Below are 26,845 nucleotides of genomic sequence, written 5' to 3'. Positions count from 1 at the left end.
TACCGTCTCTTGAGTACATGAACTTTATTGAGCCTGCGTGTCCTTCCGAGAGGAGCGCGCGAAGAAAGCAGCAATGAGCGCAAAGAAAATCATCCTGATCGCAGCAGTGGTGCTCGTTCTTGTGGGGATTATCACCGGCACCGTCATTCACAACAACGCCAACGTCACCAAGGTCGCCACGGGCAAAGCCGTTAATCAAGACCTGGTTTCCATCGTCAACGGCACCGGCCAGATCAAGCCCAGGACCTACGTCAACGTCGGTGCGACCGCCTTTGGCCGCATCACGCACCTCTACGTCAAAGAGGGTGATCACGTGAAGAAGGGCGAGGTCCTCGCCACGGTCGAGAACGTCCAGCCTGAAGCCGTCGTCGCGGCCCAGCAGGCCAACATCACGTCGTCGAAGACCAACGTCACCAGCGACGTGGCCGCAGAAAAGACGGCCGAGGCCAACATCGCCGAGGCCAAGGCCGACCTCGAACAGAAAAACTTCGACTACATCCGTGCTCAGGCGCTCTATAAAAACCAGTTGATTGCCAAGCAGGACTACGACTCCAAAAAGGCCGCCTACGACATGTCCGTAGCGACGCTTGCTCAGCGCCAGGCTGCGCTCGCGCAATCCGTCGCGCAGACCCAGTCGCAGCGCGCCCTCGTCAATCAGGCCGAAGCCAGCCAGCGCTCCAACTACGACGCGCTCGACAAGACCATCAGCCGCGCACCCTTTGACGGCCTCGTCACCAACGTGCCCGTCCGTGAAGGCGAAACCGTCGTCGTCGGCATCCAGAACGCCGAAGGCTCCACGCTGATGACGCTCGCTGACATGTCCGTCATCACCGCCGAGGTTAAGGTCGACGAAACCGACATCGTCAACGTCTCCATGAACCAGCCCGTCAACGTCACCGTCGATGCCCTGCCCGGCAAGGTCTTCAAGGGCCACGTCACCGAGGTCGGCGACCAGGCGCTGCTCCGCACCACCGGCATCGCCACCAGCCAGAGCACCACAGGAACAGAAGAAGCGAAGGACTTCAAAGTCGTCGTTACGCTCGACAACCCCTCCGATGACCTGCGCCCAGGCCTCTCCGCGACGGCCAAAATCACCACGGCCAACATCCCCAATGCTCTGACGATCCCCATCCAGGCGCTCGTCCAGCGCGACCCCGCGCAGGAAAAGCTCCTCGCTGACAACAATGGCAAGATGCCCACGCATCTCGTCAACGCATCGACCAGCGACCAGAACAAACCAATCTTTGTGCAGGGCGTTTATGTACTGCGCGCCGAGCACAAGAAGCTCCGCGTCGTCTTCGTGCCCGTCACCACCGGCGTCTCCGGCGCAACCGACATCCAGGTGCTCGGCGGACTTAAAGCCGGCGACGAGATCGTCACCGGGAGATACACCGTACTCCGTACCCTTAAGAGCGGCACAGCCGTCAAACGAGACAACACGCCTGAGGTTGCGACCGCGACAGATAATAGCTGAGGCCCGGCCACGAAGCTCCCTCAGGACCGTATCAAGAGGGATTCAACACGAGCAGGTTGGAACAACCAATCGGCATCAACGTACTATCCTGAAACGAGCAAAAACCGGAGGCCCGGATGGCCATTGAAACCGCAGTCCTCTCTGCCGAACCCAACACCTCAAACGCGGGCGGCCCGCACGATGGAGAAGTCATCGTCACCGACAATCTCTGGAAGACCTACGAGATGGGCGACCAGCAGGTCCACGCCCTCCGCGGCGTCAACCTCCGCATCCGTCACAACGAATACGTCGCCATCATGGGTCCGTCCGGCTCAGGAAAGTCCACGCTGATGAACCTCATCGGCTGTCTCGACTCGCCCTCGCAGGGCAAATACTGGCTCAACGGCCACGACGTCTCCGAGCTGGACGACGACGAGCTGGCCCGCATCCGCAATAAAGAGATCGGCTTCGTCTTCCAGACCTTCAATCTGCTCGCCCGCGCCACTGCGCTGCACAACGTCGAGCTGCCGCTCATCTACAACGGCACCCCCGCCAGTGAGCGCATCGACCGAGCCAAAGCTGCGCTCGAATCGGTCGGCCTCGAATCCCGCATGATGCACAAACCGAACGAACTCTCCGGCGGCCAGCGCCAGCGTGTCGCCATCGCCCGCGCCCTCGTCAACAGGCCATCCATCATCCTCGCCGACGAGCCCACCGGCAACCTCGACTCCAAGACCGGCGACGAGATCATGGCCCTCTTCGACGAGCTGCACTCTAAAGGCAACACCATCATCCTCGTCACCCATGAGCCTGATATCGCAGAGTTTGCCCACCGCGTCGTCACCATCCGCGACGGTGTCATCGCGGGCGACAACGCCTCCACCCGCGCCCGCGGCCAGTAGTGACAAACGCCGCACCCCAACCCGGAGACCATCCCCAAGTCCCTCTTCAGCCGTCTAAAATGGAATGATGGCACTGTCTCTGCGCCTTCGCGCCGCTACAATTTTTCTTTGCCTTACTTTCGCCACCACCTGGGGCCTTGCCGACTCCAACCGTTTTGACCTGGCCGGCCCAAAGCTCGACGTCCACGTCACCCGTGCAGGACGAACCCTCCCCATAGCGGAGGTCCCGAACCTGCAAGCCGGAGACAAGCTCTGGCTCCATCCCGATCTGCCGCCCTCCCAGTCCGTCCGCTACCTGCTCGTAGCTGTATTCCTGCGCGGTACCACCAATCCTCCGCCCGATAAATGGTTCTATCCCATCGAGACGTGGGATAGAAAAGTTCAGGAAGAAGGCGTCACCATCACGGTGCCCAACGACGCCCAGCAGGCGATCCTCTTTCTCGCGCCCGAAACCGGAGGCGGCTTCAGCACCCTCCGCTCCGCCGTCCGCGCCCGCCCGGGAACCTTCGTGCGCGCCTCGCAGGACCTCATCCAGGCAGGCTACGAACAGGGCCGCATTGAGAAGTATCTTGCCTCCATGCGCTACGTTCCGCCCGGCGACCCCAAGGCCCTGCTGACGCACTCCAACCTCCTCGCCAACACGCTCAATCTCAAGCCGAACGAGGAGTGCTTCAAGCAGCCCGTCGAGCTCCAGTACACCTGCCTCACCCAAACCGGCAGCCAGACGCTGCTCGCCGACGGCAGTGGCCAGAACATGATGTCCACCCTGACGAACGGAGATAACGCCGCGCTCATCAGCTCAGCCAGCTACACAGCTCTTGCGGGCGGCGGAATGTACAGCGCCTATGTCGGCACCGTCGTAGACCTCGTCCACATCATGGGCGGGCTCCACACCGCACACTACCTCTACATTCCCGCCATCGCCTTCCCCGACGGCGACAGCCTCAACCTGCGCCTCAACACGCCGCCTTCTTTCAGCAATCCGAAGTCAGTCATCGTCATCGGCCTGCCGCCCATCCAGAAGGCCGTTCCACCGCCTCTGCGCGCCGCCGACGACAATCACGTCAACTGCCTCCTGAAGCCCTCGGTCGTCCTTCCGCTTGAAGGCGCCCCACTCGTCTTCTCCACCGGCTTCGCCCACGATCTCGTGCTCCACATCAACCAGCCCGGCACACCCACCGACATCGACGTGACCCCCAACGCCTACCAGGGCGGCCTCATCCTCGCACCAGTGCCGCTTCGCCGAGCCCTGCCTGTCCCGACAGACGACTCGGCCACAGTTGCAAAGCCCACCGCAATGCCCGCGACGGAACAAAAGCCCGACGCCTCCGGCGACGAAGTCACCGGCACCATCGAAGGCTACTGGGGTTTCGACAAGTTCACCGGCCCCACACTCAAGCTGCAGGACGTGCCCGGCAAAGGCTGGAAGCTCGCCTCGGGCGACGTGCTCATAGCAGGCAAAGAGAACCACCTCACCCTGACGTCTACCGGAACAGCCTGCATCAGCTCCATCGCTCTACAGACCGCAGCTGGCACTTATGCCGACGCGCAGTGGAAGCCCACCCCCGCCAAACCCGACTCCGTCGATGTCACCGTCTCGCTCAAGTCGCTTGACCCCGGCTCAATGCACCTGGCCATCCACCAGTACGGCCTCGCAAGCTCCAGCACCGTCACCGCGCAGACATTCTCCGAGCCCGCCAAACTCGACTCGCTCGAACTGCACGCCGGAGACACCTCCGCCACGCTCACTGGCACAAGCCTCGACCAGGTCAAGCAGCTCGCCTTCGGCAGCCTCGTCTTCATGCCCGCTTCGCAGACCACGCCAGTCGCAAAATCTTCCACTGAGACGCTCCGTTTCGCTTTACCGCAGGACAGCCCCACGCCGCGTTTCCGCGCCGGTGAAAACCTCGCCGCGCGCTTCACGCTGAACGACGGCCGCACCCTCACGCTGCCCGTCACCGTCGCCCCGGCCCGGCCATCGGTCGTGCTCATCAGCAAAAAAATCGTCTCCCCCAGCGACTCGCCCATTCACCTCGCCGATCCCGACGACCTGCCGCTCAAGTCCGATCTCACCTTCTCCCTCAAGTCTGCGGAGCCGTTTCCGCGCACCGGCCAGATCGAGATCGCCAACACCGACAACACGCTCCACACCATGCTCTCGGTCTCCACCGGCACGCTTGTCCTGCAAAATCCGCACACGCTGCTGGCAACGCTCGACCCCTTGCGCAGCTTCGGCAACTCAGCCTTCGGTCCGCTCCGCCTGCGCGCCGTCGCACCTGACGGAACCACCGGCGACTGGATTCCCCTCGCAACTCTCGTCCGCCTGCCCGATCTCGAAGACGTTCACTGCCCCGCAGACGCAACCGCAGCCTGCACGCTCGACGGAGACAATCTCTACCTCATCGACTCCATCGCCACCGACCCCAGCTTCACTGCTGCAACCACCGTGCCCGACGGCTACATCGGCGCCACACTCTCACTCGCGCGCCCGGCGAAGACCGGCTTCTATCTCCGTCTGCGCGACGACCCAGCCGCCGCCAACCTGGTCACCGTTCCTGTAACCATCCCGCGCCCAGTCGTCGCGAAATCCGAATCAAGATCCAGACACGCCGCCCAGCAAGCTCCCTCAGAGAATGAGCTCACCGAAGACCAGAACGCCATAAAATCCAGTACAGAATCTAATACAGGGAATACAGGTACAAGCGGAACGGCAACGACAGGCGCAGCAAAAGCCACCCCAACCCCAGCCAAAACGCCCGCAGCTCCCGCACCCGCCGCCGCAGCAGCAACAACCCAGCCCGCTACCGCTACCGCCCCACCAACCAAGCAGTAGCGCTCACACTAGGGTGTTTGCTAAAAGGTTTTTTGCATCTCCATTCTGTAGCGCAGCAGCCTGCCCTGAGCGCAGCCGAACGGGAAGGAATCTGCTTTCCTCCGCTGCGACCGAGGATGGCGCACTTGGCAGCAGCAGTGAATAAATACGCGATCACGCCGGTATTAGTCCCCAGCCACTTCCTCGCCCAGCTCGATCTGCACCTTGCTGTGCCGCCTGCTGTAGAACACATAAATAAACATTCCAGCGATCAGCCAGATAATCAGCCGGGCCCACGTCTCCCAGGGCAGGAACAGCATCATCGCCAGCGACACCACGATCCCCAGGATCGGAGTCACCGGCATCCACGGTGCGCGGAACGGCCGCGGCAGCTCCGGACGCCGCTTCCTCAGCACCCAAACGCCAGCCGAGACGATGATGAACGCCAGCAGCGTCCCAATGCTCGTCATCTCGCCCAGCTTCGCCAGCGGAATCAGCGAAGCGAACGTCGCCACCACCACGCCCACCGTCAGCGACGAGATCCACGGCGTCTGAAACTTCGGATGCACCGTTGAGAAGAACTTCGGCAAGAGGCCGTCCTTCGACATCGAGAAGAACACTCTGCTCTGCCCCAGCAACATCACCACCATCGTGCTCGAAAGCCCGCCCAGCGCGCCAATCTTCACCAGAAAGCTGCCCCAGCGCACGCCCGTCACATCAATGCCGACCGCCAGCGAGTCCGGCACATTCAGGTCGTGATAATTCACAAGGCCAGTCAGCACCAGAGCCACAAGAATGTACAGCACCGTGCAGATAATCAGCGAACCCAGAATCCCCAGCGGCATATCGCGCTTCGGATTCTTCGCCTCCTGCGCCGCCGTCGACACCGCATCGAACCCGATGTACGCGAAGAAGATCACGCCCGCAGCGCGCATCACGCCCGACATGCCGAACTGCCCAAACGTCCCCGTATTCGGAGGAACGAACGGGTGCCAGTTCATCTTCAGCAGCTCCTGGTGATGCATCAGCGTCTCGCCACCGAGCCACAGGAAGATCAGCAGCACAATCACCTTAATCGCAACGATGACCGAGTTGAAGTTCGCCGACTCCTTGATGCCGATGACCAGAATCATCGTCACTGCCATGATCCCGATAAACGCAATCAGGTTGAACACGCCATACCTGTGCGGCAGCGTGTTCGGATCAACCCCCGTCTGCGCCAGCTTCATTGTGATGCGGCTCAGCAGCTCCCAGTGCCCCTGCCAGTACACAAACGGCGTCCCCGGCGTTCCGGCAATCTCTGGCGGCAGCCGTATATGAAAGTCCTGCAACAGGCTCAGCACATAGCCGCTCCACCCCGAGCACACGGTCGCCGCGCCAAACGCATACTCCAGCACCAGGTCCCAGCCAATGATCCACGCGAAGATCTCACCCAGCGTCGCGTATCCATAGGTGTACGCGGACCCGGCCACCGGGATCATCGCAGCGAACTCCGCATAGCAAAGCCCGGCAAAGACGCACGCAACCGCCGCAACGATAAACGCATACACCACGCCCGGCCCGGCATAGAGCGCAGCCGTCGGCCCGGTCAGTACAAAGATTCCCGTCCCAATAATTGCGCCGATGCCCAGCGCAACCAGGTTGGTCGGCCCGAGCGTACGCTTCAGCGTCGTGTTGCCCGTCTCGGCGGCCTCGCCCAGAATTGTTTCGATTGGCTTAGTCGCCAGCAGCTTCGACATCCCGCAAACCCTCACACATCTCAAATCACGGCCATACAGGAAACGCGGCAAAAGTGGCTTGCATTTCCATCTAAAAGCCACTCTCTTGCATTTCCATTCCGTAGCGCAGCGGAGGAATCTGCTTTTTCATCCGGCAACCCGAACGCCAAAGCCAACCAGCCGCAAAATTGCGCCTCGTCAGTTCTACCCGAAAATTCGGAGAAAGTCTTCAGCCACCTTCTGAACCGTCTCACCCTCGACAAACAACCCGCTGATCACCGCCACAGAATCCGCGCCCGCAGCAATCACGCCCGCAGCATTCGCCCGAGTAATCCCACCAATCGCCACAATCGGTTTCGCAGTCAGCGCCCGCGCCCGCCGAACCCCATCGAGCCCAATCACCGGCTCCGCATCCAGCTTCGTCCCCGTAGCAAACACCGGCCCCACAGCCACGTAATCCGCGCAGCCGGCATCAGCCACACGCACCTGCTCATCCGAATGCGTCGAAGTCCCCACCCAGCGCGAAGCCCCAACCACGCGCCGCGCATCCGCAGGCGAAAGATCATCCTGCCCCACATGCACGCCGTCCCACCCGGCAAGCACAGTCAAATCCGCTCGATCATTCAAAATCAACCGGCAATCCGCCCCGGCAAACGCCTCACGAATCACCGCCGCCGCGCGCAACACATCCTGCGGAGAACCATCCTTATCGCGATACTGAACCAGCGTCACGCCAGCCGCCCGCAGCTCTCGCGCAAAATCAGCGACACCAACCCTACGCCGAGCCAGCACACCCGCATCCACAATCGGATAAAACCTGGAAATCATCTGCTAACTCGCTGGCTTGCTGACTAGCTGCTCTTCTGCCGCTCCAGAAACCGCTCCATGAACTTCGTATCGAACTGCCCCGCGCGAAACTCCTCATCGGCAAAGATCCGCTGATGCAGCGGAATCGTCGTATGAATCCCCTGCACCACAAACTGCCCGAGCGCCCGCTGCATCTTGTCCATGGCTTCCGTGCGGTCCGTGCCGTGGCAGATCAGCTTCGCAATCATCGAGTCGTAGTACGGAGGCACCACACCCTCTGAATACTGCGCCGTATCGACGCGCACGCCGTTGCCTCCCGGCACATTGAACGCCGTAATCTTGCCCGCGCTCGGCGTGAACTTTTCGGGATGCTCGGCATTGATCCTGCACTCAATCGCATGCCCGCGAATCTCCACCGGCTTCGTGATGATCGACGACAGCTTCTCGCCCGCGGCAATCCGCAACTGCGCCTTCACCAGATCAATCCCCGTCACCATCTCGGTCACGCAGTGCTCCACCTGAATGCGCGTATTCATCTCGATGAAGTAGATCTTCCCATCCTCATCCATCAGGAACTCAATCGTCCCCGCGTTCCAGTATCCAATCGCCTCCAGCGCCTTCTTGATCGTCTTGCCCAGCTCCTCGCGCAGCTTCGGGCTCACCATCAGGCTTGGAGCCTCTTCAATCAGCTTCTGGTGCCGCCGCTGAATCGAGCACTCGCGCTCGCCCAGGCTCATCACATTGCCGTGCTCATCTGCCAGCACCTGGAACTCGATATGCCGCGGCCGCTCGATGAACTTCTCCATGTACATGTCGCCGTTGCCGAACGCATTCGCCGCCTCGGTCGAAGCCTGCTGAAACATCGCAGGCAGTTCCTCAGCCGAGCGCACAATCCTCATGCCACGCCCGCCGCCGCCCGCGACAGCCTTCAAAATCACCGGGTAGCCAACGCTCTTCGCCCACTCCAGCGCCTCTTTTTCGTCGGCAATCACGCCGTCCGACCCAGGTAGAATCGGCACCTTCGCCTTCTTCATCGTCTGCCGCGCCGTGGACTTCTCGCCCATCATGCGCGTCACCTCCGGCGGCGGCCCGATGAACTTGATATTCGACGCCCGGCACACCTCGGCAAAGTTCGCATTCTCGCTCAGCAGCCCATAGCCCGGATGAATCGCATCCACATCCGCAATCTCCGCCGCCGAGATCACTGCCGGCACATTCAGATAGCTGTCCGCCGAGCGCGGCGGCCCAATGCAGATCGCCTCATCGGCAAACCGCACATGCAGCGAGTTCCTGTCCGCCTCGCTATACACCGCAACCGTGCGGATGCCCATCTCCTTGCACGCCGAAATCACGCGCAAAGCAATCTCTCCACGATTTGCAATCAAAACCTTACGAAACATTTCCACCGAAGCCTTCCCATAGAGACTTAACGTCTCCATGTCACCTTCTCTTTTTCAAATTCTTGTACATCACTCGAAGACCGCTGCCAGCAATACAAGTCACGATGACAAGACCGAGCCACGCGCGCCTTTTGACAGCCATAGAGATCACAGCTAACGCGCACAAAGATATGGCAAGTCCAATTACAAATGCTCCTGCTCGTTGAATCCTAGCGTTGCTCGAAGAGCCGTTCCAAAGGACATCATTCACGTCCCGATCATGAGCAATGATGTCTGGCGGAAGGACATTTCGTTGTCGTTGTTTAATTTCTTCAATGAATGGAGGTTCCCGGTTTTCTTTGCTCATAGAGGTTCCTATAACGAACTCCGAGAACATATTGCTCGCACTACCTCGGCCTAATCGCAAACAGAGGCTGCCCATACTCCACCGGCTGTCCGCTTGCAGCAATCCGCTTCACCACCTCACCGGCGACATCGGCCTCAATCTCATTCATCAGCTTCATGGCCTCAACGATGCAGAGCACCTGCCCGGCCTCCACCTGGTCGCCAATCTTCACAAACGGCGGCGCGCCCGGCGACGGCGACTCATAGAACGTCCCCACGATCGGCGACTTCACCTCATGCAGCCCCTCATCCGCAGCCGCAACAGGCGCGGCTCCCACATGAGCAGCCCCCGCAGCCCCAGGTGCCGGAGCAGCCGAAGCCATCAGCCTGCTCAACTGTGCCGCGTCAATTCCCTGGGCAACCGAACCCGCAGCCACGATCCCACCCGCAAACTTGATCCTCACCTTCAGATCAGCCTGCTCCATGTCGAACTCGGCAATCTCATTTGCCTTCAGGAATTCGACCAGCCCGCGAAGTTCGTCCAACGTCTTTCCGTCCATCATCTCTCCCGTGCCTGTCGCGGCACTTTTCAGTTACAGTCCCGGCCTACAGTTCAAGACAGGCCTTCACGCTCGGCGTCAAAACCTCGCCGCCTTGAGAACTTCCGCCTTTAGACGTTACCAAAACCATGTCTTCAATGCGCAAGCCAAACTTTCCCGGCATGTATACCCCGGGCTCAATCGTAATCACCATTCCCGCTTCCAGCTTTTGCTCCTGCTTGGCTGCAAGCCGGGGTCCTTCATGAATCTCCAGTCCAACACCATGCCCGGTCGAGTGGCTGAAGTACTTGTCCAGCTTCGCGCGCCGCAGCACGCTGCGTGCAGCCTCGTCCACATCGCCTGCCGCCACGCCGGGAGCCACCTTCCGCACAGCAGCCTCCTGCGCTTCCAGCACCGCATCATACACTTCCCGCTCCGCCCCTCGCGCCTTGCCAATGTGAACGGTACGCGTCATGTCGCTCATATACCCATCCAGCACCACGCCGAAGTCCAGCGTGCAAAACCCCTGCTTTGGCAACTTCGCCGCCGAAGCCCGGCCATGCGGCAGCGCACTCCGCTCCCCGCTGGCCACAATCGTCTCAAACGACATCCCCTCCGCACCCGCCAGCCGTGCCCGATGCTCCAGCTCCGCAGCCACAGCCATCTCCGTCAGCCCCGGCTCCAGAAATTCCAGCATCCCGTCAAACAGCTTGCATCCCAGTGCCGCCGCCTTGCGAATCTTCGCAATCTCGTCCGCATCCTTCACCCAGCGCAGCTTCGCCACCAGCGGCCCCACCGGCTCAAACAGCCCCCGCCGAACCTTCGCCGGAACCGCCGCCCGCATCTGCTTCAGCGCGGCAACCGTCGTATTGCCATCATCAAAACCGCATCGCCAGACCTTCGCCTCCGCCAGCCACTCCGAAGCCGCCACGGCAGCAGCCTTAGGAGCGATTACCACTCGCATCCCCTTGGCCTCAGCCTTCGCCTGGGCCGTGTACCGGCCATCGGTAAACAGCACCGCCCGCCCACCAGCCAGCGCCAGAGCCGCATTCGACCCGGTAAACCCGCTCAGATACCGCACATCCGGCAGGTGCGTCACCAGCAACCCATCCACCCCGGCCGCCTTCGCCGCTGTCGCCGCTTTCTTCCTACGCGCAAGAAAATTCATCACTTCCGATTTTACCCAACCCAAGCTCCATCGCCCATAACTGAACCGTTACCGGGCCAGCATCACACCTTCTCACTAAAGCATCGCGCCCGCCAAACCGTTATCATGAAATATGCCTGTTACCCTCCCCGTCCAGCAGCAGCGACTGACCCGGAGGCACTTCCTCGTCGGTAGCGGAGCCGTCGCCGCTGGCCTCGCCATTTATTCAGGCGAAATTGCCCGCCACGAGATCGACATCGTCCGCCGCACCATCTACATCGACAACCTCCCCACCGCCTTCCACGGCTTCACCATCGCCCAGCTCAGCGACATCCACCTCGTCGAGTACACCGAGCCCATCTTCCTCGAGCGCGTCATCGAGCACACCAACGCCCTCAAACCCGACCTCGTCCTGCTCACCGGCGACTTCGTCACCCACGGTGCCTTTTCTTTTTTCGACTCACCCTCCTCTGCCCATCGCTGCGCCGAGATGCTCACCGCTCTCACCGCCCCTCTGCGCTACTCCATCCTTGGCAACCACGACAACATGTTCGGGGCCCAGTATGTGATCGAAGCGCTCACCACCCACGACACGCCGGTGCTCATTAACCAGAACCTTCCCATCGACATTAAAGGCGACCGTATCTGGCTCGCCGGTACAGCCGACGCGACCACCAGCACCCCCAATCTCGACCTCACCCTCCCCACCGACCCAAAGGCTCCAGTCATCCTCATGGTGCACGAGCCTGACTACGCCGATACCGTCATCCAGCATCCACGCGGCCCACTCGTCGACCTCATGCTCTCCGGCCACTCGCACGGCGGTCAGGTACGCCTGCCACTCCTTGGCGCGCTCGTCACCCCTCCTATGGGCGAAAAATACATCGAAGGCCACTTCCGCCTAAAGCGCATGCAGCTCTACGTCAACCGCGGCATCGGTACTGTAGGCGTCCCATTCCGCCTCAACTGCCCGCCAGAGATCACCCTCTTCACCCTCCAGCCTTCACGGACATAGCAATCAAGCCGGGTGCTCCATCTTCGCGACAGCGAAAATCCAATCTCCGTCACTAACGCGCCGCTCACCCAAACGCCGCATAAAACACCATCAGCACCCCAAACGCCAGCAGCACCAGTGTCCCCAGCACCCGAGCGACAACCGCGTACCAGGGCAATCCTCTCCAGCGCGAACAAAGACGAACCACGCCCCAGAAGGCCGCCAACGCCAACGCACCATAGACAAACGTATAGAGATGCACGGATTTCACCAGCGAAGCGGCCAATTACCTGGCCCGCGCCACAGGCTTTTTCTGCCTCGGCATCACGGCCACCGGCGTCGCTGGCTTCACGCCCGACTTCTCATCCATCCAGGCATCCAGCAGCGATTTCTTGAACCGCCACCGGTTCCCCAGCTTGAACGCGGGAATGAACCCCTCTGACGCATACCGGTAAAGCGTGTCCCCGCTGATGCCCAGATACTCCGACGCCTGCCGGATATCCATCACCTCGCGAACCGCCATCTGCACTGCGACACCCATCTGTGCGCCTCTTCCGGAAAACTCGCCTGCCCAAACCTTAAACCAAAAACGGTGCCGAAGGAAACTCCCCCGGCACCATCTTTGTACCCCCATTTTGAGGGCAGCACAAGCAAAATCTCCTTTGTTAACTAGAACCTAACGAGGAGGCTGCAAGCTCTTCATCACATTCAGCAGGTCATCGCCCACCGTGCGCGTCTTGGCAATCGCGTCAGCCAGCGGAATGTCCGAGATCTGCGTGCCTTTCAGCACCACCAGCCGATTGAACTTCCCGGCATGGACCAGATCAATCGCCGCCACGCCATACCGCGTCGCCAGCATCCGGTCATACGCCGTAGGAGTCCCGCCACGCTGCGTATGGCCAAGATTCACGCTACGAGTCTCATAACCCGTGCGCTTCTCAATCTCCTTGGCCACCGCATCGCCAATCCCGGCCAGCCGGGCATGGCCAAACGAGTCCACGCTCGTGTCATGGGTCGCCTGCTCGCTCTCCGGAAACTGCGCGCCCTCAGCCACCACCACAATCGAGAACTTCTTCCCATGCTCCCAGCGATACTTCACCAGCCGGCACACTTCCTCGATATCGATCGGCTTCTCCGGCACCAGAATCGCATCCGCGCCGCCTGCAATGCCCGAAGTAATGGCAATCCAGCCCGCATCGCGCCCCATCACCTCGCACACCAGAATGCGGTTGTGCGACTCCGCGGTCGAGTGCAGCCGGTCAACAGCCTCAGTCGCAATCATCACCGCCGTATCGAACCCAAAGCACGCATCCGTGCCGCTCAGGTCGTTGTCAATCGTCTTCGGCACGCCCACGCACTTCACGCCATGCTCGCCCAGAGCCAGCGTAATCGACTGCGTATCGTCGCCGCCCAGCGCAATCAGCGCATCCAGCTTGTTGGCCTTGATCGACTCCAGGCACTTCTCGAACCCACCCGGAACCTTCTTCACGTTGGTGCGCGAAGACCGCAGAATGGTCCCGCCCTTTTGCAGAATCCCCGAGGTCGTCTCCATATTCAGGGGCATGGTCATGTTCTCAATGACGCCGCGCCACCCTTCCATAAATCCAACGAACTCGTCGCCGTAGTGCAGGATTCCCTTCCTCACCGCCGCCCGAATCACAGCGTTCAGTCCGGGACAATCCCCGCCTCCAGTCAACATACCAACGCGCATTGCTTTCTCCTTCTATCGAACTTCAGACAATCGATTTCTTCCAGATTAAGACACCGAAAAAATTCTACCGCAACCATCCCGCTGTCAGGTGGAAGCATGGGGCTTTAGCCCCATGAACATCGCACCATAAAAAGGGGCTTTAGCCCCGGCTACCCCAATTCACACGCAAGATGTATGATGTCCAAGCTCAAACAGAGCGCAAGCACACCCGTTCCACACGGAGGGACATCATGGGAATTCTCGAAGAAGCAGCAGGCGCATTCGCCGCCGTTGAAGCCACCAAGAAGCTCGACCCCAACGCAGGCATGCTCACCGAAGCCGTCGCCGCCGTAGGCGGAGCCGAGGGCCTCAAAGCCATCGCCGAGCATTTTGAAGAGAAGAAGGAAGACGACGGCTCCGACCAGAACCAGGGCTAAACCAGCACCAACACTTTCGTTCGCCACCAGGCGCATCTCCGTGTGCAGCGAAGCAACACGATCCAGCAGAGAACCCCACGTCAGCCAACGCGGGGTTCTTTGTTTATGAACCGAAAGCCCCACCGTGTATGCTGTCATGGCACATCACGCATCACCCTTGAGGCGCCATGCAGCTTTTGAAGGAGCTTCCCCCAGAAGCCATCAAAGTCGTCCTTGTACTCTTTCTCTCGTTCCTCATCGGCCTCGAGCGCGAGGAGCACAAAGCCGGCGGCGGCTACACCTTCGGCGGAATCCGCACCTTTCCCCTCATCGGCCTCATCGGCTACTCGCTCGCCCTGCTCTCCGGCACGCAACTCCTTCCACTCACCGTAGGCTTCCTCGTCGTCGCTGCGTTCCTGCTCCTCTCCTACTGGCACAAGCTCGCCCAGTCCGAGCTGGCCGGAGCCACCACCGAGATCTCCGGCCTCACCACCTTCCTCGTCGGCGCGCTCGTCAGCTACAACCACCTCTGGATCGCCACCACACTTGCCGTAGCCAGCCTGCTCCTGCTCGACCTCAAGTCCGCGCTTGAAAAGCTCGCAGCCCGCACCCCGCCCGCCGAGATCCTCACCTTCGCCAAGTTCCTCCTGCTCTCCGCCGTCATCCTGCCCATCCTTCCCAACCACGAGTACGGCCCATTCCACATCAATCCCTTCAAGACCTGGATGGTCGTCGTCGCCATCAGCGCCATCTCCTACGGCAGCTACGTCCTGCAAAAAATCGCAAAAGGCCAGGGAGGCATCGTGCTCGCCTCTCTGCTAGGCGGCGCATACTCCTCCACCGTCACTACCGTCGTTCTGGCCAAACAGAGCAAGAAAGAAAACCAGCCCAACCTCTTCGCCGGAGGCATCCTCATGGCCTCCGGCGTCATGTATCTTCGCCTCACCGCCCTGCTCGCGCTCTTCAATCGCCAGCTACGCGACGCGCTATGGATGCCTCTCATCACACTCGCCGTAGTCGCCTGCATCTTCGGCTGGCTCTGGACGCGCCGCACCAAAAGCGTCACAGTCCAGCAAAATCAGGAGCCCAAAAACCCGCTTGAGCTGACCACCGCCTTCCTCTTCGCGCTGCTCTTTCTCGCGATGCTCATCATCACCCAGCTCGCCGTCCGCTATCTCGGCAAAGCAGGCGTCGATGTGCTCGCCGCCGTCATGGGCGTCTCCGACGTGGACCCCTTCATCATGGGCCTCACCCAGGCCGCAGGCACCATCACCGCCGTCAAGGTCGCCGCCGGGGCCATCCTCATAGCCGCCTCCAGCAACAACATCATCAAAGGCATCTACGCCTACAGCCTCGCCGACCGCCCCACCGGTCGCCGCGCCCTCATCTTCCTAGCCGCCCTCGCCCTCGCCGGACTACTCCCACTCATCTGGCTAGCCTGATAAAAACCTGATCCGGCGCGGGAGCCTTCTACTTCTCGCCGCGCCTCGGTGTCCATCGAAAGCCCGCCGAAAACGTCGGACGGTAGTACTCCCGCTGAATCATGTACTGCGAGCTGCCCTGATAGAACCCGAACACCTCATTGTTCAGGTTCAGGCCGGAGACCACCAGGCTCAGGTCGCGTTTCAATCTCACAAAACCCTGCGCATCCACCTGGATATGCGAGTAAAAGTAAATATCGCTCAGCGGTCCGTTCACACCACCCGGCGTGCCGTTCTGGTACTGGTATCCGTAGATGCTCGCCTGATTGTAGGAAATGCCCATACGAATCGAGTAGCGCCCGCGATCATAAGTAGGGCTGATATTGAACATGTTGGGTGAATTGCGAAGCAGACGCGGATGATCGGAGCGCCCCGGAATGCCATCCGTACGTGAGCCGATGTAGCTGTAGTTCGCCGAGAGCCCGAGCCCGCCGAAGAGGCCAGGCAGCGCACTGTAATGCTGCAGGTACGAGGCCTCAAAGCCACTCAACCACGCGCTGCCGCCATTGACCGGCTGCGTCGCAAGATAGTTTCCGCGGTCCACCTCCGGCGCGCCCGGTGGCAGATAGTCCGTCAGCTGATAAGTCTCCGACACAATCGGGTTCTTGAGCGACTTGTAGAAGTAGCCCGCCGAAATAATCCCGAACGGCTTCAGGTAATGCTCGTACAGGACGTCTACATCGTCGCCCGTCTCAGCCTTCAGATTGGCATTGCCGAAGTTGACCGAGTAACGATTCGCGCCGTTTCCCGAAACCGTCCAGCTAAGCGGCTGGGCAATGTCTTGCGGGTCAGGACGCGACAGCCCGCGCGCGTAGATAAGGCGCACGTAGCTGTCCGGCCCGGCATTGAAACGGAGTGAAGCGCTCGGCAACAACGTGTAGTAAGAACCCGAATACGAGTTTGGCGTGACGCCCGTGTCACCGAACGAGAGGTTGTGAACATTGTCGCTGGTGTTCTCCGCACGCAGCCCGGCGATGAATCGGATGCCGTGCGCGAAGTCGATCGTGTTCATCAGGTACCCTGCGCCGACCTTCTCCACGATCGAGAAGTCAGACGCGTCCTGTCCCTGCGTACTGCTCTGGCTAAACGCGCCCGCATTGGAGTTGGCGTAAGAGAGCACATCTTCCAAAGAGACGTTGTAGCCCAGCGGATAGGCGCCGCCGTTGTAATAGTTGTGGTTGATCATGCTGTTGGGAAACTGCGACATCCCCACCGTTCCGTTCGGCGTCAGCGTCAGCACGTAGGTGTTGGCATATTTGTGCTCGTTGCGGAACTTGCCGCCTACTTCGAGGACCGCCGAGTGCCCGCCGATGTGATACTGCTTGGCTCCCGATCCACCGAGCCCCAGGTTCAACTGAGCCGCCGTTCCGAGATCGCGAGTAATGTTCGAAAGCGTGTAGTTCGAGGGATTCTGAATCTCCGAGAAACAGGCCTGGTTCCACTGCGGAAGGTATTTGTTCGTGGTTCCCGACGAATTGAATTCGCAATTACTCGCTGGAAGCGTCGAGCTGAAGTACGCGTCCGAATACGGCGACTTGCCATAAGAAGAACGTCCGACATTGGCTTCCCACGTAAACCAGCTGGAGTTGAGGACGTGAGTGCCGCCAAGAATCAGGCTGCCCACCTGAATATCCGGGTTCCGCAGCTCGCCATCAAACGAAGGAACGCCGCCCTGGTTCCCTGGAGCAAGCAACGAAACATTCGGCGTGTTGTCCTGCAACTGATAGGCCCAGCGGTCGCCATAGTTCTTGAAATCGCTATAGAGAAAGCGCGCGTAGACGTTCGAGCCATCGCGAATGCGGTAGTCAGTGCTTCCGGCAAAGCCATACCGCGAGCGGAAGTACTGATACTCACGAAGGCTCATGCCATCGAACCAAGTCTCGCCACTATTCTGGTCGGGCACCGGCTCAATGTCGTCGATGCCGCGGCCCTCCCAGTCAAAAGAACCACCGGCGATGAAGCCGAACTTCTTGCTTGCGCCGAACCGGCGGCCGTATGTGGCAGTCTCAGTCGTGTTGCCGCGGCCATTGATGATGGGCGTATAACCGCCAAGGCCCGTGACCTCGAAGGTCGGCGTATCGGAAGCAGTTCTGGTCACCAGATTGACCGAGCCGCCGATGCCGTCACCATCCATATTGGCCTGCAATGTCTTGCTGATCTGTACCGAATCAACAAGGCCGGACGGAATAGCGTCGAACTTGATCTGACGCACACCGGGCTCTTCGGAGGGCAGATTAACACCGTCCACCGTTGTATTCGTCAGGCGCGGCTCCGTGCTGCGGACCTGCACATACTTGCCCTCACCCTCGTCGCGCTCCAGCGTGACGCTGGGCAGGCGCCCCAACGCATCCGCCAGATTTGCATTCGGCAGACTCGTGATGACTTCGTGTGGCATCACCTGCAGCAGATTGTCGGCAGCACGCTCTTCGTTGATCGCCTCAGCTTCAGCCGAAGCGCGGCGAGCCGATACGACAACCGTCTCTTCGCGGCCAGCGATCTGCAACTGAGCAGCAACGCTTGCGGTCTGCCCCGCGTTAACCGTCACTGAAGTGGTGAACGAGGCCAGACCAACGTAGGAAACCGTAAGGTTGTACGTTCCAGGCGCGAGGTTATTAATGTAGAACCGCCCCTGCTCATTCGTCGAAACCATAAGCGCCGGCGACTGCACAGAGACCTGCGCACCTTTCAGGGCCGCTCCAGTCTGATCGGTGACGGTCCCACCGATGGCCCCGCGTGTCTGTGCGCCTGCGCTCGCAACAAGACCGCAGAACAACAACGTGAATACAAGAAGCGACGCTCGGCGAAAGGAACGGAAGGCTTGAGATGACAATGTTTTCCCCTTGCACTCATCAAGTGCATGTGTTTCGACTTATAAAATCGCGCACTGCGCGCGATACGATTGGGAGATCAACTGAGCGGTATCGTAAGGCAGCTAAGTTAACGCCTCGTCAATAGCTGGTTACAAAATTTCCTGAATGGGGAGAGATGAAGGAAGCCTTGCGCACGCGAGCGAACAGCGAGGCAACCAGTAAACAATCGCCTATGCGCTCCCTCGATATAGATCAGGACTGCGACGTCAACTTCTCGTCCGTGATCGATTGCTGACGAGAAGGGCGTTTATCGCGGCCGATTTTCCACGCGCCATTCTCCCGCATGGATGGCCCACATGCATACCTCTATCTCCTTGGGCCCCCAGAGAATATCGTGTGTGTACTTGAATCCCACTCGCTCAAGCAGCTTCCGAGAGTTTTCATGTTCCCTCCCGTGCCCCGCGACAATCCTTGGGAGATTCAGCGTATCGAACCCATACGCGAGCACTGCACGCAAAGCCTCTTCGCCTAGCCGCAGTCCCCATACAGATCGCATAAGATTGACGCCTACCTCAACTGTGTTGGAATCCATCGACCACGGCCTTAGACCCGCGCACCCTGCAAATTCGCCAGTCTCGCGTACGAAAATTGGCCAGTACTGGATGCCGAGACGGGTCTCGCGATCACATTCGATATGCAGCCGATCATGCGTCTGTTCACGGGTCATCGCGCCGCCGAAGTAGTAAGTCACTTCCGGATCGCACCATAAGGCCTCGGCAAGCGCGGTGTCCTGGTCAGTCCAACTTCGAAATGTCAAACGTGCAGAGGGTTGTGGAGGCACGCAGAAGACTCCGGCATTTTAATATCTACTTTATCGAAGTGGTAATGAAGCGTCAGCTTTTCGTCCGTGATCAATTGCTGATGAGAAGCACGCTCACCCTACCTTCTCGATAAAGCTCGCGCAGCGTGCAAGTAGCACCGTCAGTGATATAGAAAGCATAAGAAAGCCCGGACACTGTCCGGGCTTTTTCCATCGGGCAGATCAGAAGTTGAGCCGTCCCGAGAGGCGCAATTCGCGGTTGTTATTCTGCGTGCTCGATATGATGCCAAAGCCGCTAGCCGACGATACATTCGACGCCGGATTAGCAAACGACGGAGTGTTGGTCAGGTTGAACGCCTCCGCACGGAAGACAAGACCGAATCTCTCCGTCAGCCTGAACGTCCGCGCCAGGCTCGTGCTCAGGTTGAAGAACCCGGGCCCGCGAACGGAGTTCCTTCCCGCAGTTCCGAAGCGGTACACGATGTTCGATTTGACGCCACCTGCCGCCGCCAGTTCAGCCACAGACGGATCGGCGAAGTCAGCCGTATTGAAGTAGGGATGCGTGCTGTCGTGCCCGCCCAGTATTTGCACCTTGGGAACAATCTGGTCGGCGAACTGCGTGCTGCCCTGCGCACTCAGAGAGCCTGCGCTGCCCGTCACCGTGAAGGGCGTTCCGCTCTCACGGCTCAGCACGCCACTGATTCCCCACCCTCCGAGAAGAAATCCAGCCGCGCCATTTTGCAATAAGCTTTTGCCCCGACCGAAGGGCAGCATGTAATTGCCAAATATCTGAAGGTTATGTGTCCGGTCAAAACCCGCAACCGCACGGTTCAACCGCCAGTCGGGCAGATACGCGACCAGCAGCGACGACGAACCATCCGACGCGTCCCCATAGTCATTGATCGAACGTGAGTAGGTATAGTTCACTCCCACCGTGCTATCGGCAGAGAACCTCCGCTTCGCCTGCATCTGGAGACCGTTGTAGTGCCCAGTCCCCATCGGAATCTCCGAGGTCACGCCTGCCGAAATACCAAACGCTTGATTGAGCGGCTCTCCAGCCACATTGGTACCTGGAGCAGACGCATTGATATTGATTCCCGGGACTTCGCGGATGATCAGATCACCAACATAGGTAGCCTGCACCGCTACCGAGCCCGGAAGCTCCCGCTCGATGGCCGCATTGTAGGACTCGTAGTATCCGCGGCGATAGTTCAGCGGCAGCGTCGTCGCCCCCAGCGTTCCTGCAGGTGTGCCGAGCGTGCCCAGCGCAACAGAGTTCGTCGTCGAGCCAAGCGTAGGCGGAGTAATCGCAGGTATCCCGGTCACAAGAGTTGCAGCCGCGCCATTGACGATCGGCGACACGTACGAGCTTGCCCCTTGAATCGTCTGCGACACCACCGACGGATACGATGTGAGCACATTGCGATAGCTGTCGGGGTTGGTCGATATTCCAAATCCCGCGCGGACAACGGTCTTCTGGTCAAGCCGATATGCCAGACCGATGCGCGGCACAATCATGCCCTTCCCTACATGCACCTCAGCGCTTGAAGGAACACCCTCTGCTCCCAGGATGTAGATTTTGCCATCGTTTGGATTGAAGATGTCGAGTCCCGAATGATCGCGCGTAGCAATCGGATAGTACTCGTAGCGGACCCCATAGGTGAAGGTCAACTTGTCGGTAATCTGCCACTGGTCCTGCGCATAAAACGCCCAGACACTCTCGCGAATAGTCGCTGGATTCAGGTATTGCGTGTCTTTCTGAACAAGGTTCGGAAGTCCGAGCAGGAAATCCGCCCAGGCGTTGTAGCCATTCGCTGCTGCACCACCCGGAAGCGAAGTCAGGCCGCCGGAAAAGTTAAATCCTCCGCGTGGGCCGTAGGTGTTTTGCGGTTGGAAGTGGTTGATCGCGTAGTGCTGAAATTCCATACCGTAGCGCGTGGAGTGCTTGCCTCGCGTCCAGCTCAGGTTTGCCGCAGAGACGTAAGTGTTGTCTCGAAACTGAAACGGGTTCGAGTTATTTGAATTGCCGAGCGCCGAAATGTCCGTAAAAGAAAAACGAGGAATGCCTCCATCGAGCGGACTGGGCCCATTGGTACCCGGAATATTGAAGTACGTCAGCCCCCAATTGGTGCCGATGTCGGTGTTCTTCGCAGCCAGTCCCTGCCTCAGATATCCGAAGTTGGCATCAGCAACAAGGTTGGGCCGGAAAGTATAAGTCCCACCCATACCCACCGACTGAATGATGCTCGGCGCATTTCCCGGCTGTCCGCCATCGAGCGTCGCGCCACCGGCTTTGCCGAGCGCCTGCGGATCAAACAGGCTCGTCTTCTGAATCCCATAGCGCCCGAAGATCGTGCTGGAGCTGTTCGGCGTGTAGTCGACGCGCGAGTCGATATTGTCCCTCGTATACTCCGCATCGGCGGCAGCAAAGAAGTTGTTGCTCAGCCCAGCCCCTGCAACGTTCGGTGCATCCGCAGTCATCAGCTTCGCCATCTGCTGCGCGGCATAGGAAATCTCTCCGGACGGAATCATGTTATTGGAGAACTGTGTGCGTCCAGCGCCGGTCGTCTGGTTGCCCGTGGATGGATCGTAGATCGCAGTAGATACCCCCGAGAAGTCGCCATTGATCATGGCTGTCGTCGGAACCGTTTGAAAGCCGCTCACAGCCTGCGAGCGCCGCGTGCGCTCCCAGTTGGCAAAGAAGAACGCCTTGTTCTTTCGAATGGGGCCACCATAGTTCGCACCGAACTGGTTCATGATGTACTTCGGAATCGGCTTGTTGGCCGGAACGTAATACCCTTTCGCCTCCAGAGCGCTGATCATGTTGTATTCCCACGCAGTGCCATGAAAGTCGTTGGTGCCAGACTTCGTCGCGACGTTAATCACTGCGCCCGATGCAAATCCCTGCTCGGCATTGGGGCTGTTCGTCACCACGTTGACCGAGGCAATCGCCTCCGTCGAGGGCGAATACGCTGCAATCTCCGGCAGCCACGCATAGATATCACTCACGCCGTCGATGCGTGTGTTGTTATTGCTTCCCGAAACTCCATTCACGCTGGCAAACAACGTGTCGCCCGGATTCCCTGCCTCAGAGTGATCCGCAGTCGGGGGAGTGAATCCGGGAATCAGCATATAGAGGCTTTGAAAGTTCCTCATATTTGCTCCCGGAGTCGCCACCAGCGTCTGCACCTGTGTGGTCTCCAATGCGAATCCCACCGTCGCGGTATCGGTCTGCAGTTCAGGCGGAGCGCCGGTAACAGTCACCGTTTGCCCTACCGATGCCGGCAGCAGCTTCGCATCAAATCGCTTCTCCGTATTGGTCTGAACCAGGATCGATGTTCCAACGGTGCTGGCAAACGACTTCGCCGCAATGGAGATCTTGTAGGTGCCCGCGTCCACATTCGTCAGCCGATAAGCGCCAGAGCTGTCCGTCACCGTCGTCTTTGAGATGCCGGTCGCCATATTTGTAGCCACAACCGTTGCCGACGGAACAGGCAAACCGGCAGAGTCGGTCACATTGCCAACCAGCGTGCCATAAAGCACCTGAGCATGCCCGCTCATCGACGACAGAGAGATCAACACGATGAGCGGCAATGCATATAGTTTGCGTAGAGAAGTAAATAGTCGGAACCTTTTCACTGAAAAACCTCCTAAATAAGCTGCAAGGGCAAAAGTGAATCAGCGCACGAAGTGCGCTCTTTGCAATAAACAGGTCTGGCATGCTGCGTAACCATGCAAGCGATTTCTGCCGATTGCTGTCAAAACAGCACAATCAGATGGAATCCCGAGATAGAAAGGCTCAAGAATGCAGGTAACCATCTGGGCAGCAATAATGCAGTCCCGATGTATAGTATGTCAATCAAAATAATTATTTCCGCCAGCGGATTCCCTGCCGGCAAGCCTCTGGCGCCAAATGAAAGCCGGACCGCACAACGCAGCCCGGCTCCGCTCATCTCTACTTTTATGTGTCTGGATAAACCTAAACGGTGTAGGGCTTTCCGTTGACGATGACATCTTCCAGCTTGAGATCGGTGACACCGGAGGTATTCAGCGTGTCGTTCTTCGTGATGGTGACGTCAAAATCCTTCAACAGGACATCGCTGATCTCGGTCTGGCCAGGATTCGGCTTGATGATTCCGAACGAGGTGAACGTGCCCTTGATGCCGACGATCTTCAGGTTCTTCACGACTGATTTGGGCGGCGCCATACCCTGTAGATCAAAATACTGCGACCACGGCGCCATGTTAATGATGCCGCTCGATTGACCTTCCGAGGTGATGTTGCGGAAGGTAATGTCCTCGTAGTGCTGCGGAGTGTCGGGACGCAGCTTCAGGGTTGCGATGCGGACGCGGCCCGTGATCGTGCAGTCCTCGGCAATCACGTCTCGAACAATCGTGGCCTCGCTCCCGCAGGTCAGAACGCCGCCGCCGCGCTTGAAGGTGCAGTTGCGCACGCGGATATGCTCGACCGCCGGGCTGTCCTTGTCCTCCATCGCGCGCGGCCCCTTCGAACCCTTGCACGCAATGCAGTCGTCCGTGACCGAGAACACGCAACCATCGACAGTAACATTGCGTGAGCTGTCGATATCGATGCCGTCCGTGCTCGGGGCCTGTCTGTAATCATCGGGCACATGGAAGTGGACATTGCGCACGAGCACGCCGTCGTTGTTGTAGAGGTGGCAGTTCCAGAACTGCGAATCCTTAAACGTAATCCCTTCGACCCGCACGTTCTTCGAGCCTTCGATCAGCGCCAGCCGCGCGCGCGGCAGGGCGGTGTTCGCAAAGTTTTTGTTCTCCGCTCTTCCCTTCCAGAACGCCTCCCAGATAGGCATGCCCGCGCCGTCCAGAGTGCCCTCGCCGGTCAGCTCGAATCCGTCGCAGTTCGTCGCATTGATGAACGCCGGCGTGAAGTGTTCCAGGAAGTGGCCTTCGATGCGCGTGCGTTGCGCCGGGAAGTTCGACATGTCGGTCGAGCATTTGAGAACAGCGCCCTCCGTCAGGCGAAGATTGACCTTCGGCTTGAAGAAGAGAGCACCAGAGACGAAGACGCCCTTAGGCACAACAACCGTACCTCCGCCCTTCGCGGCAAGTTCATCGATCGCATTCTGGATGGCCTTGGTGTTGACGGTCGAATCGTCGGCAACCGCGCCGGACTTCGTAATCAGCAGCTCGCGTGTGGACGCGGCGAAAGCCTTCGCAGCAAGCGGCCAGAGCGGAGCCGAGGCGATGAGTGCGTTGAAGCGGCGGCGGGAGTAGCGCTCGATAGGCTCGATAGACATCAGCAGGATTCCTCAGTACAGAGAGTCAGGAACCAGTTGATCTCAGGTTCCGCTTCTGATCATCCCCTGCCGGAAGGGTTCCTGTCCAATACGTAAACAAATTCATAAATTTCCGGGCAAGGATATCCGTAACGCCAACGTCATGCTGTCAACCCCTCCAACCTGTGCAAAACCCCGCAACCAACACATGCGAAACCAGATATTTCTCCACGAAAGTTGGCGGTTTAGTTTCACTCCACCCGTTAAACTAGAGAAAGCATAAAGAAAAGCCCGGACCCCCTCCGGGCTTTTTCCATTTCGGCTCCAAAGGAAGTCCAGACCTATGCGACCTGTTTTGAAGACTTTGACAACAAAAGTAGGGGGAGGGGGGTCACTCCCGCGCAGCCGTCGCCTCATCGGCGTAGAACTCCCCGATCTCCTTCGCATACCGCTGCTCCACCACCCGCCGCTTCAGCTTCATGCTCGGCGTCAGCGCCCCATCCTCAACCGACCACTCCTCCGGAACCACCCGCAGCCGCTTGATCGTCTCGAAGTGTGCCAACCCCGCATTCACCCCATCCACGATCTCCTGGTAAGCCTTCACCACCCGCGCATCCTGCACCAGCGCCGCCCGGTCCCCATCCACCACCCCATGCCCCTTCGCCCACCCCTCCAGCGCCGCGAAGTTCGGTGAGATCAGCACGCACAGGAACTTGTGCTTGTCCCCTACCAGCGCCGCCTGCCCCACCAGCACATTCGCCTTCAGTCGGTTCTCGATCGGCTGCGGCGCGATCATCTTCCCCCCACTCGTCTTCAGCAACTCCTTCTTCCGGTCCGTGATCGAGATGAACCCATCCGCATCCACGTGCCCGATGTCCCCGGTCCTGAACCACCCATCCGCCGTGAAGACCTCCGCCGTCGCCTCCGGCTTCTTCCAGTATCCCGAGAAGACCGACGGCCCCCGCACCTCCAGCTCACCATCCGCCGCGAACCGGCACTCCACATTCGGCATCGCCCGCCCAACCGTCCCGATCCGGTGAGCCTCCGGGTAATTCAGCGCGATCACCGGCGAGGTCTCCGTCAATCCGTACCCCTCGAAGATCCGAATCCCCGCATCCGCAAACCACCCCGCCGTATCCATCCCCAGCGGCGCGCCGCCCGAGATGAAGACCTTCACCCGTCCGCCGAACGCCTCCCGAATCTTCGAGTAAACCAGCTTGTCCGCCAGCTTCGACCCCAACCCCGAGGGAGTCTTCCCCACCAGCGTCTCCGCTCGGTGCGCATGCCCAGTCCGGATCGCCCAGGCCAGGATCCGCGACTTCACCGGCGAAGCCGCCGACTTCCCCTCCACCGCCTGGCGAATCTTCTCATACACCCGCGGCACGGCAACAAAAATCGTCGGTCGAACCTCTTTCATCGCAGCAGGTAGCAGGTCAAACTTTGAGCAGTACGCGAGCTTCGCGCCATAGTGCATCAGCGCATAATCCAGATGCCTCGCCGTGACATGCGAGAGCGGCAGAAACGAGATGCAACTGTCGGTCCCATCAAAACCCAGCGGACACGTCGTCACGTTCAGGTTACTGGCCAGGTTGCCATGCGTCAGCATCACGCCCTTCGGCTCGCCCGTCGTGCCCGAGGTGTAGATGATCGTCGCCAGGTCGTCTGGCCGCGCCATCCGCACCATCACATCGAACTCCTCGCTCCGCTGCTGCTTATCTTTGGCCATTGTCATCAGAGAGGCAAAGCTCTCCGTTCCAGGAAACTCACCCTCGTCCATCACGACAACATGCTCGAGCTCAGGCAGTTCGCCAGCGGCTGTGATCTTCTCGTAAAGCTCCTTCGACGAGACCACCACGACCTTCGCGCCCGAATCGCGCAGCATGTAACCAATCTGCTCCGGCGTCATCGTCGGATAAAGCGGGACATCCACGCCGCCAATCGCCAATACGGCGAAATCAACCACTGGCCACTCCCAGCGGTTCTCAGCGATGAGCGCCACGCGATCGCCTTTCTTGACGCCCCACGACTGCAGCATGTCCGCCAACGCGCGGATGCGTCCGTATAGCTCCGCCGAACTAATCGGCTTCCACTGGGCCGCAGCGTCCTGATAGAGCATCGCAGTGCGGTCCCCGCGTCCAGTCACCTCAGCCAGAACATCATTCACTGTCGCCAGATCAACCATGCTTTGTCACCTCAGATGCTCACGTCTCACCACACCATAAATCACTGCGTCTCCACACAGAAATCACAATGGCGCCAATATTTCGATTTCTTG

The 26,845-nt window shown here is 59.6% G+C and carries 19 protein-coding genes; 6 read left to right on the top strand and 13 right to left on the bottom strand.

What is annotated here, in order from left to right; genetic code table 11:
- Positions 1-73 precede the first annotated feature (73 nt).
- The 3 genes from IEX36_RS03545 to IEX36_RS03535 all read left to right on the top strand — a co-directional run bounded on the left by IEX36_RS03545 (position 74) and on the right by IEX36_RS03535 (position 5,188).
- Positions 74-1,474 carry an efflux RND transporter periplasmic adaptor subunit gene (locus IEX36_RS03545; protein WP_188757931.1) on the top strand — a complete coding sequence of 467 codons (1,401 nt, stop codon included), beginning with the start codon at positions 74-76 and terminating at the stop codon, positions 1,472-1,474.
- 116 nt (positions 1,475-1,590) lie between these two features.
- Positions 1,591-2,355, top strand: a complete 765-nt coding sequence (locus IEX36_RS03540; RefSeq protein WP_188757930.1) for an ABC transporter ATP-binding protein — start codon at positions 1,591-1,593, stop codon at positions 2,353-2,355.
- A 67-nt stretch (positions 2,356-2,422) separates the two neighbouring features.
- Entirely contained in the window at positions 2,423-5,188 is a 2,766-nt protein-coding gene (locus tag IEX36_RS03535; protein WP_188757929.1) for a hypothetical protein, read from the top strand.
- Between the two features lie 164 nt (positions 5,189-5,352).
- Here the strand turns inward: IEX36_RS03535 and IEX36_RS03530 are convergent, their stop codons facing one another.
- From IEX36_RS03530 to IEX36_RS03510, 5 genes are all read right to left on the bottom strand, one after another.
- Positions 5,353-6,906, bottom strand: coding sequence for an amino acid permease (locus tag IEX36_RS03530; protein WP_188757928.1), 1,554 nt, complete (start codon positions 6,904-6,906; stop codon positions 5,353-5,355).
- 183 nt (positions 6,907-7,089) lie between these two features.
- Positions 7,090-7,713 carry a thiamine phosphate synthase gene (thiE, locus tag IEX36_RS03525; RefSeq protein ID WP_188757927.1) on the bottom strand — a complete coding sequence of 208 codons (624 nt, stop codon included), beginning with the start codon at positions 7,711-7,713 and terminating at the stop codon, positions 7,090-7,092.
- A gap of 23 nt (positions 7,714-7,736) precedes the next feature.
- Positions 7,737-9,092 carry an acetyl-CoA carboxylase biotin carboxylase subunit gene (gene accC, locus IEX36_RS03520; RefSeq protein WP_188759797.1) on the bottom strand — a complete coding sequence of 452 codons (1,356 nt, stop codon included), beginning with the start codon at positions 9,090-9,092 and terminating at the stop codon, positions 7,737-7,739.
- A gap of 386 nt (positions 9,093-9,478) precedes the next feature.
- A complete protein-coding gene (gene accB / locus IEX36_RS03515; RefSeq protein ID WP_308422275.1) occupies positions 9,479-9,979 on the bottom strand; it encodes an acetyl-CoA carboxylase biotin carboxyl carrier protein in 501 nt (166 codons plus the stop codon).
- A 43-nt stretch (positions 9,980-10,022) separates the two neighbouring features.
- Positions 10,023-11,123 (bottom strand): aminopeptidase P family protein, encoded by a 1,101-nt coding sequence (locus IEX36_RS03510; protein WP_188757926.1) that lies wholly within the window; start codon positions 11,121-11,123, stop codon positions 10,023-10,025.
- A 112-nt stretch (positions 11,124-11,235) separates the two neighbouring features.
- On the opposite strand from IEX36_RS03510, the gene IEX36_RS03505 reads away from it, so the two are divergent.
- Positions 11,236-12,117, top strand: coding sequence for a metallophosphoesterase (locus tag IEX36_RS03505; protein WP_188757925.1), 882 nt, complete (start codon positions 11,236-11,238; stop codon positions 12,115-12,117).
- A gap of 64 nt (positions 12,118-12,181) precedes the next feature.
- Here the strand turns inward: IEX36_RS03505 and IEX36_RS03500 are convergent, their stop codons facing one another.
- The 3 genes from IEX36_RS03500 to IEX36_RS03490 all read right to left on the bottom strand — a co-directional run bounded on the left by IEX36_RS03500 (position 12,182) and on the right by IEX36_RS03490 (position 13,807).
- Complete coding sequence (locus IEX36_RS03500; protein WP_188757924.1) at positions 12,182-12,358, bottom strand: hypothetical protein; 177 nt, start codon at positions 12,356-12,358, stop codon at positions 12,182-12,184.
- Between the two features lie 24 nt (positions 12,359-12,382).
- Positions 12,383-12,637 (bottom strand): helix-turn-helix domain-containing protein, encoded by a 255-nt coding sequence (locus IEX36_RS03495; protein ID WP_188757923.1) that lies wholly within the window; start codon positions 12,635-12,637, stop codon positions 12,383-12,385.
- Positions 12,638-12,772: 135 nt separating this feature from the next.
- Positions 12,773-13,807, bottom strand: a complete 1,035-nt coding sequence (locus tag IEX36_RS03490) for a 6-phosphofructokinase (RefSeq protein ID WP_188757922.1) — start codon at positions 13,805-13,807, stop codon at positions 12,773-12,775.
- 230 nt (positions 13,808-14,037) lie between these two features.
- Between IEX36_RS03490 and IEX36_RS03485 the strand changes: the two genes are divergently transcribed.
- Positions 14,038-14,223, top strand: coding sequence for a hypothetical protein (locus tag IEX36_RS03485; RefSeq protein ID WP_188757921.1), 186 nt, complete (start codon positions 14,038-14,040; stop codon positions 14,221-14,223).
- 167 nt (positions 14,224-14,390) lie between these two features.
- Positions 14,391-15,644, top strand: coding sequence for an MgtC/SapB family protein (locus tag IEX36_RS03480; RefSeq protein WP_188757920.1), 1,254 nt, complete (start codon positions 14,391-14,393; stop codon positions 15,642-15,644).
- Positions 15,645-15,672: 28 nt separating this feature from the next.
- On the opposite strand, the gene IEX36_RS03475 is transcribed toward IEX36_RS03480, so the two are convergent.
- The 5 genes from IEX36_RS03475 to IEX36_RS03455 all read right to left on the bottom strand — a co-directional run bounded on the left by IEX36_RS03475 (position 15,673) and on the right by IEX36_RS03455 (position 26,752).
- Positions 15,673-18,513 (bottom strand): TonB-dependent receptor, encoded by a 2,841-nt coding sequence (locus tag IEX36_RS03475; protein ID WP_188757919.1) that lies wholly within the window; start codon positions 18,511-18,513, stop codon positions 15,673-15,675.
- Between the two features lie 287 nt (positions 18,514-18,800).
- The gene (locus tag IEX36_RS17690; RefSeq protein ID WP_188757918.1) at positions 18,801-19,334 is read right to left on the bottom strand and encodes a GNAT family N-acetyltransferase; all 534 of its coding nucleotides are present in this window, start codon (positions 19,332-19,334) and stop codon (positions 18,801-18,803) included.
- Between the two features lie 201 nt (positions 19,335-19,535).
- A complete protein-coding gene (locus tag IEX36_RS03465; RefSeq protein WP_188757917.1) occupies positions 19,536-22,952 on the bottom strand; it encodes a TonB-dependent receptor in 3,417 nt (1,138 codons plus the stop codon).
- Between the two features lie 340 nt (positions 22,953-23,292).
- Positions 23,293-24,591, bottom strand: coding sequence for a glycoside hydrolase family 28 protein (locus tag IEX36_RS03460; RefSeq protein ID WP_188757916.1), 1,299 nt, complete (start codon positions 24,589-24,591; stop codon positions 23,293-23,295).
- Between the two features lie 370 nt (positions 24,592-24,961).
- Positions 24,962-26,752, bottom strand: coding sequence for an AMP-dependent synthetase/ligase (locus IEX36_RS03455; protein ID WP_188757915.1), 1,791 nt, complete (start codon positions 26,750-26,752; stop codon positions 24,962-24,964).
- Positions 26,753-26,845 lie beyond the last annotated feature (93 nt).

The organism is Edaphobacter acidisoli, assembly GCF_014642855.1.
In the GTDB taxonomy this organism is placed as follows: Bacteria; Acidobacteriota; Terriglobia; order Terriglobales; family Acidobacteriaceae; genus Edaphobacter; species Edaphobacter acidisoli.
The sequence above is the reverse complement of the archived record's forward strand: the minus strand, read 5'-3'. Positions and strand labels throughout refer to the sequence as shown.